Genomic DNA, 14,726 nt, shown 5'->3' with positions numbered 1-14,726 from the left:
GCGACCGCCCGTGCCCTGCATAGCTCATTCAGCGCCAGTCCGGTGGTGCTCCAGCGGGCGTTGGTGGCCGGCAAGCTCAACGTCGTGGGCGAGACCCACACGCAGAGCGATAAGCGCCGGCCGGTCGAGAAGGCATTTTGCAGGGAGATGACCGGCAGTACCAACTACTGGACAGAGGCCGAGTTCCCGGACCTGCACATGGCCGTCCCCGGTCGTCGAGCCCGCGCTCAGGCGCAGCCTGGGCGCGACGCAAACGCAGACCTGATGGAGTTTCGGGCTGCTCACGCCGCCGCGATGCTCATCGGTCAGTACGAACGTACGGCGCAGGCGGCTGACATGCTCGTCGCCAGTGGAGTCAACGGATCGGGGCTGCGGACGTTCATCGATCAGGACTTCAGGAAGCTCGTCAAGTACAAGACGAGGACCGAGCGTGCCTGGCAAGCTACGCAGACCCCCGAAGTGAACAGCGCTGTCAAAGACGTCTTCCAGAGCGTCGAACGCATCGAGAAGGCATTCCTGGCCGCCGTGTCGACCGCGAGCAAGAGGCGCCAGGCGCTGGAGTTCCTACGCGATGCCAATGGTCCGGTCAAGCAGCTGGCCGCCCCGCTGGCGAAGGCAGTCGGCTTTCCAGGCTCGACCAACTTGGCCCACGAGATGCGCACCGCCAGGTCAACGATGATGGGCCTCGCGGCGGAGTTCTCCGGCCAGAAGGGTGTCTGGAAGGTCGGAGATCTCCACATCGCTGACGTGCTCGACGGTTCGGCACATACACAGCAGGTCAAGGCCAACTACGAGAGCAAGGATGATTTCAACGCAGAACTCGTCGCCTGGGCTCGTCAGAAGCGTCAAGAACGAGCGGCGCAGAACCAGACCTGAGCGGCATCGGTGGGCTTCCGCTCGAGACATCGACACCTGATGCGGTTCTTGCGATCGCTCGGCGGTGTGCGAGTTGTCCACAGGCCGGATTCGACCTCGAGCGTTGTCCACAGATCTGCGAAAGGCCCGTACGAAAACGCCTGACGTCCTTTGTGTCTAGACAGGGCGCCGGGAGGTCCGGGCCCGAGAGAGGACTCAGGACATGGACGCGTACGTGCAGTTGACCGGCAACGTCGGTGGAGCGGTGGAGTTCCGCACCGGCCGCCTGAACGCGGTGCCGATCGCCAGCTTTCGGCTGGCTCACACACCGCGGATCCGGCGGAACGGAGAGTGGGTCGACGGCCCGACCACGTGGATCTCGGTCACCTGCTTCCGGGCACTCGCCGAGAACGTGGCGGCCAGCCTGCACCGCGGCCAGCCGGTCCTGGTCGCCGGACGGCTGCGGACCAACGTGTGGGAGAAGGACGGCGTCACCTACGAGCGACTGATGCTCGAGGCGATGACCGTCGGTCATGACCTGTCGCGAGGGACGGCGAGCTTCACCAAGACCGCGACCGAGAGCCCGACGGATGAGCGTGCCGACAGCCTGGGGGAGATGCTCCATCACATCGAGAATCAGCACCGCGATTCCGGCATGGAGGACGAAGACCCTGAATCGCCCGGCGCGGGATGTGCCGATGGGTCCAGCACGGACGAGACCGGTGGAGGCGACTCCGCCACCGGGAACCGGGTCGGTGCGGACCCTTGGGCACGGATCGAGGAGGACGGAGTGGTCGCCGGCGTGGGCTGACGGTGCCGGGCGTGGGCTGACGGCGCCGGACTGCTGCGGAGTGGACTGCCTGCGTCAAGACTTCGGCTGAAAGGGCGCCGCTGGCGTCGGGCTGAGGACTTTGGTCCCTATCTCCTGGGACCGGAGGGGGCTAGCGGTCGGCGCGCCGACTTGCCAGGCTTGGTCAAACTCTGGCGAGGAGGCTGCGATGCGCGCGAAGGACATCATGACGACCCCGGCTGTCTGTGTGCGGCCGTCGACCCCGATCGCCGAGGTCGCTGCGATCCTCGCCCAGCGTGGGTTCTGCGCGGTGCCGGTCATCGATGACGACGACCAGCTGGTGGGCCTGGTAACCGAGACCGATCTGATCAGGGAGCGGTTCGGACTTCACCCACAGCCGCCGACGAGCGGTCGCGACCGACCGCCGAAGACGATGGCGGCACAGGTCATGACCTCACCGGTCGAGTTCGTCCGGCCCGAGGCGACGCTGTCCGCGTTGGCCAAGTGCATGATCAGTGGGCGGCGTCGCAGCATGCCGGTCGTCGAAGGCAGCCTGGTGGTCGGCATGGTCACCCGGCGTGATGTGGTGGAGACGATGGCTCGCAGCGACGACATGATCCTGACGGGCGTGCGCAAGGGCCTGGAGCGCGCCGGACTCCGGCAGCGGTGGCTGGTCCGAGTGCAGGCCGGGGTGGTGCACCTCTTCGGTGACAGCGATCTCAAGCATCAGCAGGAGGCGACCCTGGTGGCCGAGTCGGTTCCCGGGGTGATCCGGGTGACGGTCACCGGACCGCCTCGGACCGGGTTGATGGGCCCGAAGCCGATGAGTTCGGCCGGTCGACGGCCGTACGCCGCGCTCCGGGTTGCCGAGACGCATCGCTAGGAGGGTCGTGTCGAACGGCGGCCGTTGTGAGCGGTGTCTAGGTGTCCGCGCAGTAGGTCGGCGTTTGACGTCACCCTCCTACCCGGCTTTCGGGTAGGTTGGGCCGAGCCGGTGAGGTTCCCGGCGCCACCCAACGCGAAGGTTCGTACGAGGTATGCCTGAGTTCATCTACTCGATGCACAACGTCCGCAAGTCCCTGGGGGACAAGGTCGTCCTGGACAACGTGACGCTGTCGTTCTACCCCGGCGCCAAGATCGGTGTCGTCGGGCCGAACGGCACCGGCAAGTCGACCCTGCTCAAGCTGATGGCTGGACTCGAGAAGCCGAGCAACGGCGATGCGATGCTGGCCAAGGAGGCGACGGTCGGCATCCTGCTCCAGGAACCGCCGCTGACCGAGGACAAGACGGTGCTGGAGAATGTCGAGGAGGCGGTCGCCGACACCAAGCGGCTGCTGACCAGGATGGATGAGCTCGGCGCCGCCATGGCCGAGCCCGACGCCGACTTCGATGCCCTGATGGCCGAGATGGGCGATGTGCAGACCGAGCTCGACCACCGCAACGCGTGGGACATCGACTCCCAGCTCGAGCAGGCGATGGACGCCCTGCGCTGCCCCCCGCCGGACGCCCCGGTCGACGTGCTGTCCGGGGGCGAGCGCCGCCGGGTGGCGCTGTGCAAGCTGCTGCTCCAGCAGCCGGATCTGCTGCTGCTCGACGAGCCCACCAACCACCTCGACGCGGAGTCGGTGCACTGGCTGGAGGGCCACCTCAAGGCCTATCCCGGCGCCGTGCTGGCCGTCACCCACGACCGGTACTTCCTGGACAACGTCGCCGAGTGGATCCTCGAGCTCGACCGCGGCCGGACCCACCCGTACGAGGGCAACTACTCCACCTATCTGGACACCAAGAAGGCTCGGCTGCAGATCGAGGGCAAGCGGGACGCGAAGCGCGCCAAGATCTTGGAGCGGGAGCTGGAATGGGCCCGGTCCAACCCGAAGGCTCGGCAGGCCAAGAACAAGGCCCGGCTCGCCCGCTACGAGGAGCTGGCTGCTGAGGCCGAGCGCAATCGCAAGCTCGACTTCGAGGAGATCAACATCCCGCCGGGCCCACGGCTGGGCAGCAACGTGCTCGATGTACGGAACCTGGTCAAGGGCTTCGGCGACCGGACGCTGTTCGACGGCCTCAGCTTCAATCTGCCGCGCGCAGGCATCGTCGGTGTGGTCGGCCCGAACGGCGTCGGCAAGTCGACGCTGTTCCGGATGATCATCGGCGAGGAGCAGCCCGACGCCGGTGAGCTGAAGCTCGGCGAGACGGTCAAGATCTCCTATGTCGACCAGGGGCGTACCGGTCTGGATCCGAAGAAGAACGTCTGGGAGCTGGTCTCCGATGGTCTCGACCACATCAAGGTCGCCAGTTTCGAGATGCCGTCCCGGGCCTACGTCGCCTCGTTCGGTTTCAAGGGCCCTGACCAACAGAAGCCGGCCGGTGTGCTGTCCGGTGGTGAGCGGAACCGGCTGAACCTGGCGTTGACGCTCAAGATGGGCGGCAACCTGCTGCTGCTCGACGAGCCGACCAACGATTTGGACGTGGAGACACTGCAGTCGCTGGAGGACGCGCTGCTGGAGTTCCCCGGTTGTGCCGTGGTGATCTCCCACGACCGCTGGTTCCTGGACCGGGTGGCCACGCACATCCTCGCCTGGGAAGGCGACGACGAGAACCAGGCCCAGTGGTTCTGGTTCGAGGGCAACTTCGCCAACTACGAGGCCAACAAGATCGCCCGCCTGGGAGCCGAGGCGGCGCGGCCGCACCGGGCGACCCACCGCCGACTGACCCGCGGCTGAACGAGGAGCCGACAAACGGAGCGGTCGGGCGCGGTCATCGGGAAGCGACCCTCCGACGATGTCGGCAGGTCACGCGCAGACTGATCTCTCACGAGCCGGTCTCAGGAATCGAACGTCGGCCCGTACCAGCGAAGCCCGAGATCGGCACAGGCTGCCGCGACCCGGTCTCGTGCTCCTGGGTTGCCGACCACGAAGACGGCTCCCGTCCCGAGGGCGGTCGCGGTCACGAGCCTGCCGAGATCTGGTCGGGCGTCGGTCGTGTCGATCAGCGTGGTCTGACCACCGGCCAGCACCTGGTCGACGAGCGCGTCGCCGATGGTCGCCCGGTGATCACGAGCGATCCACAGGCAGCGCAGTCCCGGCTGCCGCCGATCGAGCAGATAGAGCAGCACCGGACCGATGCCCGCGCCGGTCGCGATCACGAGAACCTGCCGATAGGCCCGCGCGTTTCCCATGAACCCGTAGCCACGCATCGTCCGCACCAGGAGCGAGGTCGGCGGACGCCCCTCCTCACAGCGCCTACCGAGCCGCTCGGTCCAGTCGCCGGCGCGACGAATCACCAGGCAGAACCGGTCGGGTCCTTCCCGGCCACAGGTCGACACTGCGAACGCGTGCCACTCGCGGCCCTCGATACTGACCCGAAGGAAGTCGCCGACCCGCCGCTGGCCGGGGAGGGCGAGCACCACCAGGCCGGGCGTCACCTCCAGCACCTCGACCGGAAGGCGGCGTACGCTCAGCCAGGGCTGGGCCACCGCCGCCACGACCGCCGCGAGGAGCAGCAGCGTCGGGATCATCTCGGCGGATCGATCGGCCGCCGCGGCGCTGGCGAAGCGTTGCACCACGAGCGCGATCAGCACTGCCAGCGCCGACCAACCCACGACACGGTGGATCAGCTCGAAGCGCTCGTGCCGGGTGGGCCGAACCGCATCGCGAGCCGCCCAGGACATCGCCAGCAGAGCTATGACCAGGATGAACAGGACGACCGCGACCGCCGGCGGCCTGGCCAGGTGCTGGGTGGCCGCCAGGACGAGCCAGCCGATGGCCGCCAGCGCCATGGCCCGATGGAGCTGACCGAGGTGGTTGAGGAGCTGGTGTCGCCGATAGCCCGGCCGGGCGCCGATCTTCCTGCCCACGGCCGAGAGCAGTGCGTCATGGCGGGCCAGCACCGCGACCAGCAGCGCAGCCAGCGATGCCTCGGTCGCGCGTCCGCTGACAGCCAGCGGCAGCAGCGTGACATTGAGGGCGAGCGCCGTCAGCCACCACACGCGTCGTGCGGCGCGGTGCGGCTGGTGCCAAGTCCAAGTCCAGGTGGTGCCGGTCCGGGCCGAGGAGGCCGCTGGCGCCCCCGCAGCCAGCGCCCCTGTCGCCCCCATCAGCCACCCCGATACAGCCACGATGTGAACCCCGAATCACCAGAAGCCGTACTCATGACAGTACGCAGCCTCCGCAGGCCTCGCTGTCACCTGTGTGACACCCTGGCTGTCACCTAGAGCACAGCCGCAGTTCTGGTCCGGGATCCACCTGTCACGTGGGGTTTGCGCCAGAAGATCCCCGGTGCGGGGCCAGCAGCTCGGCGAGCGTGATCCCGGTGCGTCCGGCGAGCTCGGCGAGCTGGGTACGACAGGAGAACCCGTCGGCGAGCACGATTGCGTCCGGATGGGCCTCGACGGCGGGCAGCAGATCGTGTTCGGCCACCTTCACCGAGACCTCGTAGTGGCCCTTCTCGACTCCGAAGTTCCCTGCCAGGCCACAGCAGCCGCCGAGTGTGGTCACCGTCGCCCCGGATCGCTTCAGCAGCGCAGCATCGGCCTGCCAGCCCAGCACCGAGGCGTGATGGCAGTGCGGCTGCACCACGAGCTCGACGCCGGTCAGATTCGGGGGAGTCCAGCCGTCGGTTCGAGCCAGCAGCTCGGCCAGGGTGAGCACGCCCGAGGCCACCTCTGCCACTCGCGGATCATCGGGCAACAGTTCGCGGGCGTCGCTGCGCCACACCGCGGTGCAGGACGGTTCCAAACCGACCACGGGTACGCCCGCGGCGACGTAAGGGTGCAGCACGTCCAGACTGGCGCGGAGCTGGCGCCGGGCCCCTTCCCGCTGGCCGGTCGAGATCCAGGTCAGCCCGCAGCAGACGCTTCGATCAGGGAACTGCGGCGTGTAGCCAGCCGATCGCAGCACTTCGACCATGGCCTCCACACCGCCCCCGGTGAAGCAGTCGGAGAACGAATCGACCCAGACCAGGACCGGCTTGGCCTGCTCCGGGGTCTCCGGCCCGCCATTCAGCGCCGACCCACCATTCAGGCCGGGCTCGCTGCCGGGCGCCGTTGAGGTCAGGGGCACCCGCTGCCGAGCTGGACGATCGGCGAACCGCGGCAACTGCCGCCGCTGGTCCACCCCTGCGGTCCAGCGGACCAGCCAGCGCAGCCCGGGCAACGAGGTGGTCAGGTTCACCAGCTTCGCCAGCATCGGAGACTTGGTGATCAGCCGTCCCCAGCGCGGCAGCCAGCCGAGCGCATAGTGCGAACGCGGCCGCAGCTTGCCCGCGTACGTGTGATCCAGCACTTCGGACTTGTACGCCGCCATGTCGATCCCGGTCGGGCAGTCGCGCGCGCAACCCTTGCAGGACAAGCACAGATCCAGTGCGCTGTGCACGGCCGGCGACTTCCAGCCGAGCTGGACGAGCTCGCCGTTGACCATCTCCTGCAGCACCCGGGCCCGGCCGCGAGTGGAGTCCTTCTCGTTGCGGGTGGCCTGATAGGACGGGCACATCACCCCGAGGCTGCCGGTCGTGTCCGCCAGGCACTTGCCCACGCCGGAGCACTGGTGCACCTCGTTGCTGAAGCGGGACGGGGCGCGTCCGGCTAGGGCGGCAGCGCGGAGATCGGCGTCGACCGGCCGCGGGTCGACCAGCACCCCGGGATTGAGCAGATTGTCGGGATCGAAGGCGGCCTTGACCTCGCCGAACAGCGCGATCGCCGCGGGGGAGTACATGGCCGGCAACAGCGCCGAACGGGCTCGCCCGTCGCCGTGCTCGCCCGACATCGAGCCGCCATACCCGGCGACCAGCCGTGCCCCGTCCTCGACGAAGGCGCGATAACGGGCCGGACCGTCGGCCGAGGTCAGCGGGAAATTGATCCGAATGTGGACACAGCCGTCGCCGAAATGCCCGTACGGCAGGCCGAGCAGTCCATGGGAGTCCAACAGGGCTTCGAAGTCGCGCAGGTAGCGGCCCAGCATGGCCGGCGGGACGGCGGCGTCCTCCCAGCCGCCGTACGCGGGGTCGGGCAGCGACACCCCGGCCAGACCGGCGCCGTCCTCGCGGATCTTCCACAGCGCCGTCGCCTGCGCCGGATCGGTGACGACCTCACCGGCCAGGCAGCCGGAGGCGGCCAGCAGCGCGGTTGCCCGTGACTCCAGCTCGCGGGGATCGGTGCCGACCAGTTCGGCGAACACCCAGCCGTCGCCGCGGGGCAGTGGTGGCACCGCGCTGTCGCCACGGGTCCGCCGGACGACGTCGACGATCTGGCGGCCCAGTCCTTCGATGGCCGTCGGAGTGAACTCCAGCAGCACCGGGGTGGCGTCGGCGGCGTCGGCCATCGACGGATAGCCGAGCGCGATCATGATCTTGTGCGGGGCATCGGCGACGAGTCGTACGGTCGCCTTGGTGATCACGGCGAGCGTGCCCTCGGTGCCGGTCAGGAACCGGGCGACGTTGAACCGGTTCTCCGGCAACAGATGCTCCAGGCTGTAACCCGACACCTGCCGGCCGAACCGGCCGAACTCGGTCCGGATGGTGGCCAGATTGCCCGCCACCGTCGACTGCAGGGCATGCAGCGCGGCCGAGGAGTTGGCGTCGACCCCCGTCCGACTGTCGAGCACCAACTGCTCGCCGGAGCCGGTGACCACCTCCAGGGCGATCACGTTGTCCGCGGTCTTGCCATAGCCCAGCGCCCGCGGGCCGCACGCGTTGTTGCCGATCATCCCGCCGATGGTGCATCGGGTGTGTGTCGAAGGATCCGGGCCGAAGCGCAGCCCGTACGGGGCCGCCTCGCGTTGCAGCATCGCCTGCACCACGCCCGGGTCCACGACGGCGGTGCGCTGCTCCGGGTCGACGGCGTGCACCCGGTTCAGGTGCTGGGCGACATCGACGACTAGACCAGGGCCAACGGCATTGCCGGCACACGAGGTGCCAGCGCCCCGGGTCGTCACCGGCATGCCAATCGAACGAGCACCGTCGAGCACCGTCAAGAGCTCCTCGACGGTACGCGGCCTGGCTACCGCCTGGGGCACCACCCGATAGAGCGAGGCGTCGGAGGAGTACAGCGCCCGGGTGAGCTTCGTCGTGTCCAGTACCTCACCAACACCTCGGCGGCGCAGCGCGGCGGTGAGATCGGCGGCGGGAGCGGAGATGGCGAGTGTCGTCGGCATGGTCGATGCCGATCGTACGGGAGCGGGGTCTCTACGTACTGCGCTGCTCGCCGGCGCTCGGGGGCCGCTCGTTCGTCACGGATCGACCCGAGACGGAAAGACGTGTCTCGGCTAGATCCGCTCCTGCACTCCCGGCCGCGCCGGCTGCGCTGCGACGGTTACTGGTCGTCGTCCGAGTCGACGGCGAGCACGGCGGCGAAGGCTCGGCCGAGTGCTTCGTAGTCCTCGGGGTCGACGGCATCGACGAAGAACCGCCGGACGGCCTTGACATGACTCGGCGCGGTCTGCCGCAGCATCTCGTACCCGGTCTCGGTCAGCTGAGCCCACACGCCGCGTCGGTCGGTCGGGCAGGTCTCACGTTCGACCAGGCCGGTCTTCTCCATCCGCGCGATGGTGTGCGTCAGTCGTGACCGGGACTGGTGGACGGCATCAGCCAACTCCGACATCCGCAGCCGTCGATCCGGCGACTCCTCCAGCACGACGAGGATCTCGTACTCCGGCAGATCGAGTCCCGAGCGGCGCAGATCGGCGTCCAGTTCCTCGGTCAAACGCGCCACGCCGAGCAGGTAGGTCCGCCAGACGCGCTGCTGCTCTTCGGTCAGCCATTGCACAGCCACGGACCTTAGCCTAACAGGGTTATTGACAATTCAACTAAAGGTGCTAGAGTTGACGTTAGCTGAACAATCAACTTTCGCCCCGAAGGAGACGCCTCATTATGACTCAGCAGATTGCGACCACCGGTCTCGTTGCCGGCACCTGGACCATCGACGCCTCGCACTCCGAGGTGGGCTTCAGCGTCCGCCACCTGATGAGCAAGGTCAAAGGCCGGTTCACCGAGTTCAGTGGCACCATCGTCACCCGCTCGGAGGATCCGACCGAGGCCAGCGTCGAGGTGACCATCACCTCCGCTTCCATCACCACCGGCAATGCCCAGCGCGATGCCCACCTGCAGTCGGCCGACTTCTTCGACCCGACCAACGGTGGCACCCTGGCCTTCACCAGCACCGGCATCTCCGGTGACGCGGACGGCTACGTCATCTCCGGCGACCTCACCATCAACGGCATCACCAAGCCGGTCAAGCTGGCCGCCGAGTTCCTCGGCGTCGCGGTCGACGCCTTCGGTGCCACCCGGCTCGGGGCCGAGGCGACCACCTCGATCGATCGCAAGGACTTCAACGTCACCTTCAACATCCCGCTGGACGGCGGCAAGCTGCTGATCGGCGACAAGGTCGACATCACGCTGGCCATCGAGGCTGTCAAGGCCTGACGCCTGCGACCCCCGCGGGGTCCCTGTGCGGGGTGGCCGAGATTGTCGGGGAGTCTCGGCCGCCCACGGTTTGTTCCACTGTCCCCGTCAGGCGCGGACGGTGGAACAAAAGTCTGGCCGACTGGCGTGTGCAAGTTGCTACTGGCGAGTAACCTAAGGGATCTCGCCGGGCACCGATGCAGGGGGGCACACGCATGCAGCGCACCATCTTCGATGACGACCACGAGGCGTTCCGCGACAGTTGTCGGACCTTCGTGGATCGGCGGCTCCGTCCCCAGCAGGAGAAGCACATCGCGAACCACGAGTTCGGTCGCGAGATGTGGCTGGAGCTGGGGAAGCAGGATCTGCTCGGGCTGAACATCCCCGCCGAGTACGGGGGCGCCGGCGCCGACGACCCGCGCTTCTCGATGGTGCTGGCCGAGGAACTGTCCAAGCTGGCCTTCGCGTACTCCTCGTGTGTCGGTATCCATGCCGACTGCGTCGCGCCCTACCTGGTGGATCTGTGCACCGAAGAGCAGAAGCAGCGCTGGCTGCCGAAGTTCTGCACCGGTGAGCTGCTGACCGCCATCGCCATGACCGAGCCGTCCGGTGGCTCGGATCTGGCCAATCTCAAGACCGCCGCGGTACGCGATGGCGGGTCGGATGGCGAGGGCGGCTGGATCCTGAATGGGTCCAAGACCTTCATCACCAACGGCTATTCCGCCGACCTGGTCGTGGTGGCCGCCCGGACCAGCCCGGAGAAGAAGGCCCGCGGCATCACCCTGTTCGCCGTGGAGACCGGCATGCCGGGCTTCGAACGCGGCCGCAAGCTCGACAAGATCGGTCAGCCCGAGTCCGACACGGCCGAGCTGTTCTTCGCCGACGTGCGGGTGCCCGCCGCCAATGTGATCGGCGAGGTGGACCAGGGCTTCATCTACCTGATGGAGCGGCTGGTGGCCGAGCGGATCGGTGCCGCGGTCAGCAACATCGCCCATGCGCGGCAGATCCTCGACGAGACCATTGCGTACGTGAAAGAGCGGCAGGCATTCGGTCAGCCGATCGGCTCGTTCCAGGCCAATAAGCACAAACTGGCCGAGCTGGTCACCCAGTGCGAGGTCACCCAGGCCTTCGTCGACGCCTGCGTCATGCAGCAGGTCGACAAGTCGCTCAGCGCTGTCGACGCGGCGAAGGCGAAGTGGTGGTCGGCGGAGGTGCAGAACTCGGTGCTTGATGCCTGCGTCCAGCTTTGGGGTGGCTACGGCTACATGAACGAATATCGGGTCGCTCGGGCCTGGACCGACGCCCGCGTCACCCGGATCTGGGCCGGCTCCAACGAGATCATGAAAGAGCTCATCGGCCGGGATCTGGGATTGTGAGGGTGTGGTGATGAACACCGTGCCCTTTGATTCTCGCCCTGCTGACCGCGACGCCGTGATTGTCGCCACCGCGCGGACGCCGATCGGGCGGGCGGTGAAGGGCTCGCTCGCCAGCGTTCGGCCCGATGATCTGGCCGCCGGCGTGTTCTCGGCGGCCTTGGCCAAGATCCCGGCTCTCGATCCGGCCACCCTCGACGACATCTACCTCGGCTGTGCCGAACCTCGGGACGAGCACGGCGGCAATATGGCCCGCCGGGTCGCCGTCCAGTTGGGTCTCGACACCGTGCCCGCTGCGACCGTCAACAGGTTCTGCGCCTCCAGCGTCCAGACCGCGCGGATGGCCGCGCATGCCATCTGGGCGGGGGAGGGGGACGCGTACGTCTCCGGCGGAGTGGAGTGCGTCTCGCGCTACCGCGGCTTCGGTTCGGCCGGGGTCGATCCCGCTGACACCCAGAACCCGCTGTTCGCGGAGGCCGGCGAACGCACCCGGCGGATGGCTGAGACCAACGAGAGCTGGCACGATCCGCGCATCGACGGGGAACTGCCGGACATCTATATCGCGATGGGGCAGACCGCGGAGAACGTCGCGACCGCGTACGGGATCACGAGAGCCGACGCCGACGCCTTCGGGGTCCGCTCCCAGAATCTGGCCGAACGGGCCATCGCCGCAGGTGTCTTAGCGTCCGAGATCGCGCCGGTCACCCTGGCCGACGGGACCGTGATCAGCACCGACGACGGACCCCGGCCGGGCACCACGCTGGCGGCCGTCTCGGCGCTCAAGCCAGTGTTTAGAGCCGACGGCATCGTCACGGCCGGCAACTGCTGCCCGCTGAACGACGGAGCCGCCGCCGTGGTGATCATGAGCGCGGCCCGGGCCGCCGAGCTCGGGCTGACGCCGCTGGCCCGGATCGTCGGCTCGGCCGCGACCGGACTGAGCCCGGAGATCATGGGTGTCGGCCCGATCGAGGCGACCCGCAAGGTGCTCGCTCAGACCGGGCTCTCGCTGTCCGACATCGGGCTGGTCGAGATCAATGAGGCCTTCGCGGTCCAGGTGATCGCGTCAGCGCGCGCTATGGGGTTGGACGAGGACCGGCTCAACATCCACGGCGGCGCGATTGCTCTGGGCCACCCCTTCGGCTCGACCGGTGCCCGGATCATGACGACCCTGATCAACGCCATGCAGCGACACGATGTCGAGTTCGGTCTGGAGACGATGTGCGTCGGCGGTGGTCAGGGCATGGCGATCATCCTGCAACGACTCTCCTGATCCCGGTCCTGCTCTTCCCGGGCTCTGGTGCCTGGATCTCGGTGTGTTGGATATTGGGGTCCTGACCCCATATTGCGCGCTGAGGCTCGATGCGGGACCTTTGCCATCCCCGACACTGGCCACTGCCCACTAGGCTTACTGGGTGACTGTCGCCACACAGCGTCGGTCCGATCCCTGAACCCTGATCCCTGAACCCGAAGGTGACTCAACGATGATGCCCCTCGAGCAGCAGCAGGAAGTGCTGGCCAACCGACCCAGCAGTGTCGGAGCGATGCTCCAGGACCGGGTCGCGGCCTCCGGCCCGCGCGAGGCGTTCCGCTATCTCGACGGCGGTCGCTGGATCTCGCTGACCTGGAACGAGACCAAGACCGCGGTCTACGAGGTGGCCGCCGGGCTGCTCGCGCTGGGCCTACAGCTCGAGGATCGAGTCGCCATCGCCTCCGGTACCCGGATGGAGTGGATCCTCGCCGACCTAGGCATCATGTGCGCCGGCGGGGCGACGACGACGGTCTACCCGACCACCCAGCACGAGGATGTCGCCTACATCCTGCGCGACTCCGAGTCCAAGGTCGTCTTCGCCGAGGACGACTTCCAGGTGGCCAAGGTCGTCGATCATCTCGACGAGTTGTCGGTGGTCAAGATCGTGCAGTTCTCCGGCAAGGCCGACCATGAGCTGGTCGTGTCCTGGACCGAGTTCCGTGAACTGGGGCGCAGCCATCTGGTGGAGCAGCCGGGGTCGGTGGACAACGCCATTGCGGCTACCCGGCCGGACACGCTGGCCACCTTGATCTACACCTCCGGCACCACTGGCCGCCCGAAGGGTGTCCGGCTGACCCAAGACGCGTGGACGTACGAAGGTGCTGCGGTCGAGGCGTACGACATCATCAGCCCGGACGACCTGCAGTACCTGTGGCTACCGCTGTCGCATGTGTTCGGCAAGGCGCTGATCGCCATCCAGCTCAAGATCGGCTTCACCACCGCGGTGGACGGCGTGATCGAGAACATCGTCGACAACCTCGGGGTGGTGAAGCCGACCTTCATGGCGGGGGCACCGCGGATCTTCGAGAAGGTCCGCGCCAAGGTGATGACCGGCGCGCAGAGCGGCGTGAAGGGCAAGATCTTCAACTGGGCTTTCAGTGTCGGCTACAAGACGATCCCTGGTCGGTTGGCAGGCAGCGAGCCGGCCGGCCTGCTCGGCATCCAGTACGCGCTCGCGGACAAGCTGGTGTTCAGCAAGCTCAAGGCGCGGATGGGCGGCAACATCAAGTTCTTCGTCTCCGGTTCCGCGGCGCTCAGTCGCGAGGTGCAGGAGTGGTTCTATGCCGCCGGACTGCTGATCCTGGAAGGCTATGGGCTCACCGAGACCAGTGCGGCGACCTTCGTCAACGACCCGCGGGCGACCCGGTTCGGCACCGTCGGCCCGGCCGTGCCCGGCACCGAGGTCAAGATCGCCGACGACGGCGAGATTCTGGTGCGCGGGGCTGGTGTGATGAGCGGCTATCACGGCAACGACGAGGCCACTGCGGAGGTGCTCACTGCCGACGGTTGGTTCTCCACCGGCGACATCGGCGAGCTCGACGATCACGGCTACCTCCGGATCACCGATCGCAAGAAGGACCTGATCAAGACCTCCGGCGGCAAGTATGTGGCACCGCAGAAGGTCGAGGCCGCGGTGAAGGCCGCCAGCCCGTACGTGTCGCAGGTGCTGGTCCACGGCGAGGGCCGCAAGTACATCAGTGCGTTGGTCACCCTCGATCCCGAGGCGATCACGACCTGGGCGAAGGAGAACGGGCAGGAGTCTGCTGACCTCACCGCGCTGTCAGCGTCACCAGCGGTGAAGGAGTTGATCAACGGCCAGGTTGCTCAGGCCAATCGCAAGCTCGAACGCTGGGAGACGATCAAGAAGTTCGAGATCCTCCCGCAGGAGTTCACCGTCGACGGCGGCGAGGTCACCCCGAGCCTGAAGATCCGGCGCAAGGCGGTCGAGAAGAAGTACGGCGACACCCTGAACACCCTCTACGAGGATTGAGTTGCCGCCGCTGGGGCG

At 67.6% G+C, this 14,726-nt stretch carries 11 protein-coding genes; 8 read left to right on the top strand and 3 right to left on the bottom strand.

Going from position 1 to position 14,726, the window contains the following annotated elements; all coding sequences use genetic code 11:
- Positions 1-63: 63 nt before the first annotated feature.
- The 4 genes from MLP_RS17940 (at position 64) to ettA (ending at position 4,365) form a co-directional block, all read left to right on the top strand.
- A complete protein-coding gene (locus tag MLP_RS17940) occupies positions 64-876 on the top strand; it encodes a hypothetical protein (protein ID WP_156821210.1) in 813 nt (270 codons plus the stop codon).
- A 202-nt stretch (positions 877-1,078) separates the two neighbouring features.
- Entirely contained in the window at positions 1,079-1,666 is a 588-nt protein-coding gene (locus MLP_RS26615; protein ID WP_013864577.1) for a single-stranded DNA-binding protein, read from the top strand.
- Between the two features lie 187 nt (positions 1,667-1,853).
- On the top strand, positions 1,854-2,528 hold the full coding sequence (locus tag MLP_RS17930) for a CBS domain-containing protein (RefSeq protein ID WP_013864576.1): 675 nt from the start codon (positions 1,854-1,856) through the stop codon (positions 2,526-2,528).
- A 154-nt stretch (positions 2,529-2,682) separates the two neighbouring features.
- On the top strand, positions 2,683-4,365 hold the full coding sequence (gene ettA, locus MLP_RS17925) for an energy-dependent translational throttle protein EttA (protein ID WP_013864575.1): 1,683 nt from the start codon (positions 2,683-2,685) through the stop codon (positions 4,363-4,365).
- Positions 4,366-4,466: 101 nt separating this feature from the next.
- On the opposite strand, the gene MLP_RS17920 is transcribed toward ettA, so the two are convergent.
- The 3 genes from MLP_RS17920 to MLP_RS17910 form a co-directional block, all read right to left on the bottom strand.
- The gene (locus MLP_RS17920) at positions 4,467-5,759 is read right to left on the bottom strand and encodes a ferredoxin reductase domain-containing protein (protein WP_156821209.1); all 1,293 of its coding nucleotides are present in this window, start codon (positions 5,757-5,759) and stop codon (positions 4,467-4,469) included.
- 130 nt (positions 5,760-5,889) lie between these two features.
- Positions 5,890-8,790 (bottom strand): FAD-binding and (Fe-S)-binding domain-containing protein, encoded by a 2,901-nt coding sequence (locus tag MLP_RS17915; protein ID WP_013864572.1) that lies wholly within the window; start codon positions 8,788-8,790, stop codon positions 5,890-5,892.
- Positions 8,791-8,948: 158 nt separating this feature from the next.
- Positions 8,949-9,407, bottom strand: coding sequence for a MarR family winged helix-turn-helix transcriptional regulator (locus MLP_RS17910; protein ID WP_013864571.1), 459 nt, complete (start codon positions 9,405-9,407; stop codon positions 8,949-8,951).
- Between the two features lie 98 nt (positions 9,408-9,505).
- Here MLP_RS17910 and MLP_RS17905 point away from each other — a divergent pair, with 98 nt between their 5' ends.
- The 4 genes from MLP_RS17905 (at position 9,506) to MLP_RS17890 (ending at position 14,708) form a co-directional block, all read left to right on the top strand.
- A complete protein-coding gene (locus MLP_RS17905) occupies positions 9,506-10,057 on the top strand; it encodes a YceI family protein (RefSeq protein WP_013864570.1) in 552 nt (183 codons plus the stop codon).
- Between the two features lie 194 nt (positions 10,058-10,251).
- Positions 10,252-11,412, top strand: coding sequence for an acyl-CoA dehydrogenase family protein (locus MLP_RS17900; RefSeq protein ID WP_013864569.1), 1,161 nt, complete (start codon positions 10,252-10,254; stop codon positions 11,410-11,412).
- A gap of 10 nt (positions 11,413-11,422) precedes the next feature.
- Complete coding sequence (locus MLP_RS17895) at positions 11,423-12,679, top strand: acetyl-CoA C-acetyltransferase (protein ID WP_049804776.1); 1,257 nt, start codon at positions 11,423-11,425, stop codon at positions 12,677-12,679.
- Between the two features lie 211 nt (positions 12,680-12,890).
- Positions 12,891-14,708 carry an AMP-dependent synthetase/ligase gene (locus MLP_RS17890; RefSeq protein ID WP_013864567.1) on the top strand — a complete coding sequence of 606 codons (1,818 nt, stop codon included), beginning with the start codon at positions 12,891-12,893 and terminating at the stop codon, positions 14,706-14,708.
- Positions 14,709-14,726 lie beyond the last annotated feature (18 nt).

The organism is Microlunatus phosphovorus NM-1 (genome assembly GCF_000270245.1).
Classification (GTDB): domain Bacteria; phylum Actinomycetota; class Actinomycetes; order Propionibacteriales; family Propionibacteriaceae; genus Microlunatus; species Microlunatus phosphovorus.
Note: the sequence above shows the minus strand (reverse complement) of the source record. Positions and strands in the feature narration are given on the sequence as shown.

Coding starts and splice junctions, on each gene's coding strand:
- MLP_RS26615 (WP_013864577.1), top strand. CDS start 1,079: ATGGACGCGTACGTGCAGTTGACCGGCAACGTCGGTGGAGCGGTGGAG.
- MLP_RS17930 (WP_013864576.1), top strand. CDS start 1,854: ATGCGCGCGAAGGACATCATGACGACCCCGGCTGTCTGTGTGCGGCCG.
- ettA (WP_013864575.1), top strand. CDS start 2,683: ATGCCTGAGTTCATCTACTCGATGCACAACGTCCGCAAGTCCCTGGGG.
- MLP_RS17915 (WP_013864572.1), bottom strand. CDS start 8,790: ATGCCGACGACACTCGCCATCTCCGCTCCCGCCGCCGATCTCACCGCC.
- MLP_RS17905 (WP_013864570.1), top strand. CDS start 9,506: ATGACTCAGCAGATTGCGACCACCGGTCTCGTTGCCGGCACCTGGACC.
- MLP_RS17900 (WP_013864569.1), top strand. CDS start 10,252: ATGCAGCGCACCATCTTCGATGACGACCACGAGGCGTTCCGCGACAGT.
- MLP_RS17895 (WP_049804776.1), top strand. CDS start 11,423: ATGAACACCGTGCCCTTTGATTCTCGCCCTGCTGACCGCGACGCCGTG.
- MLP_RS17890 (WP_013864567.1), top strand. CDS start 12,891: ATGATGCCCCTCGAGCAGCAGCAGGAAGTGCTGGCCAACCGACCCAGC.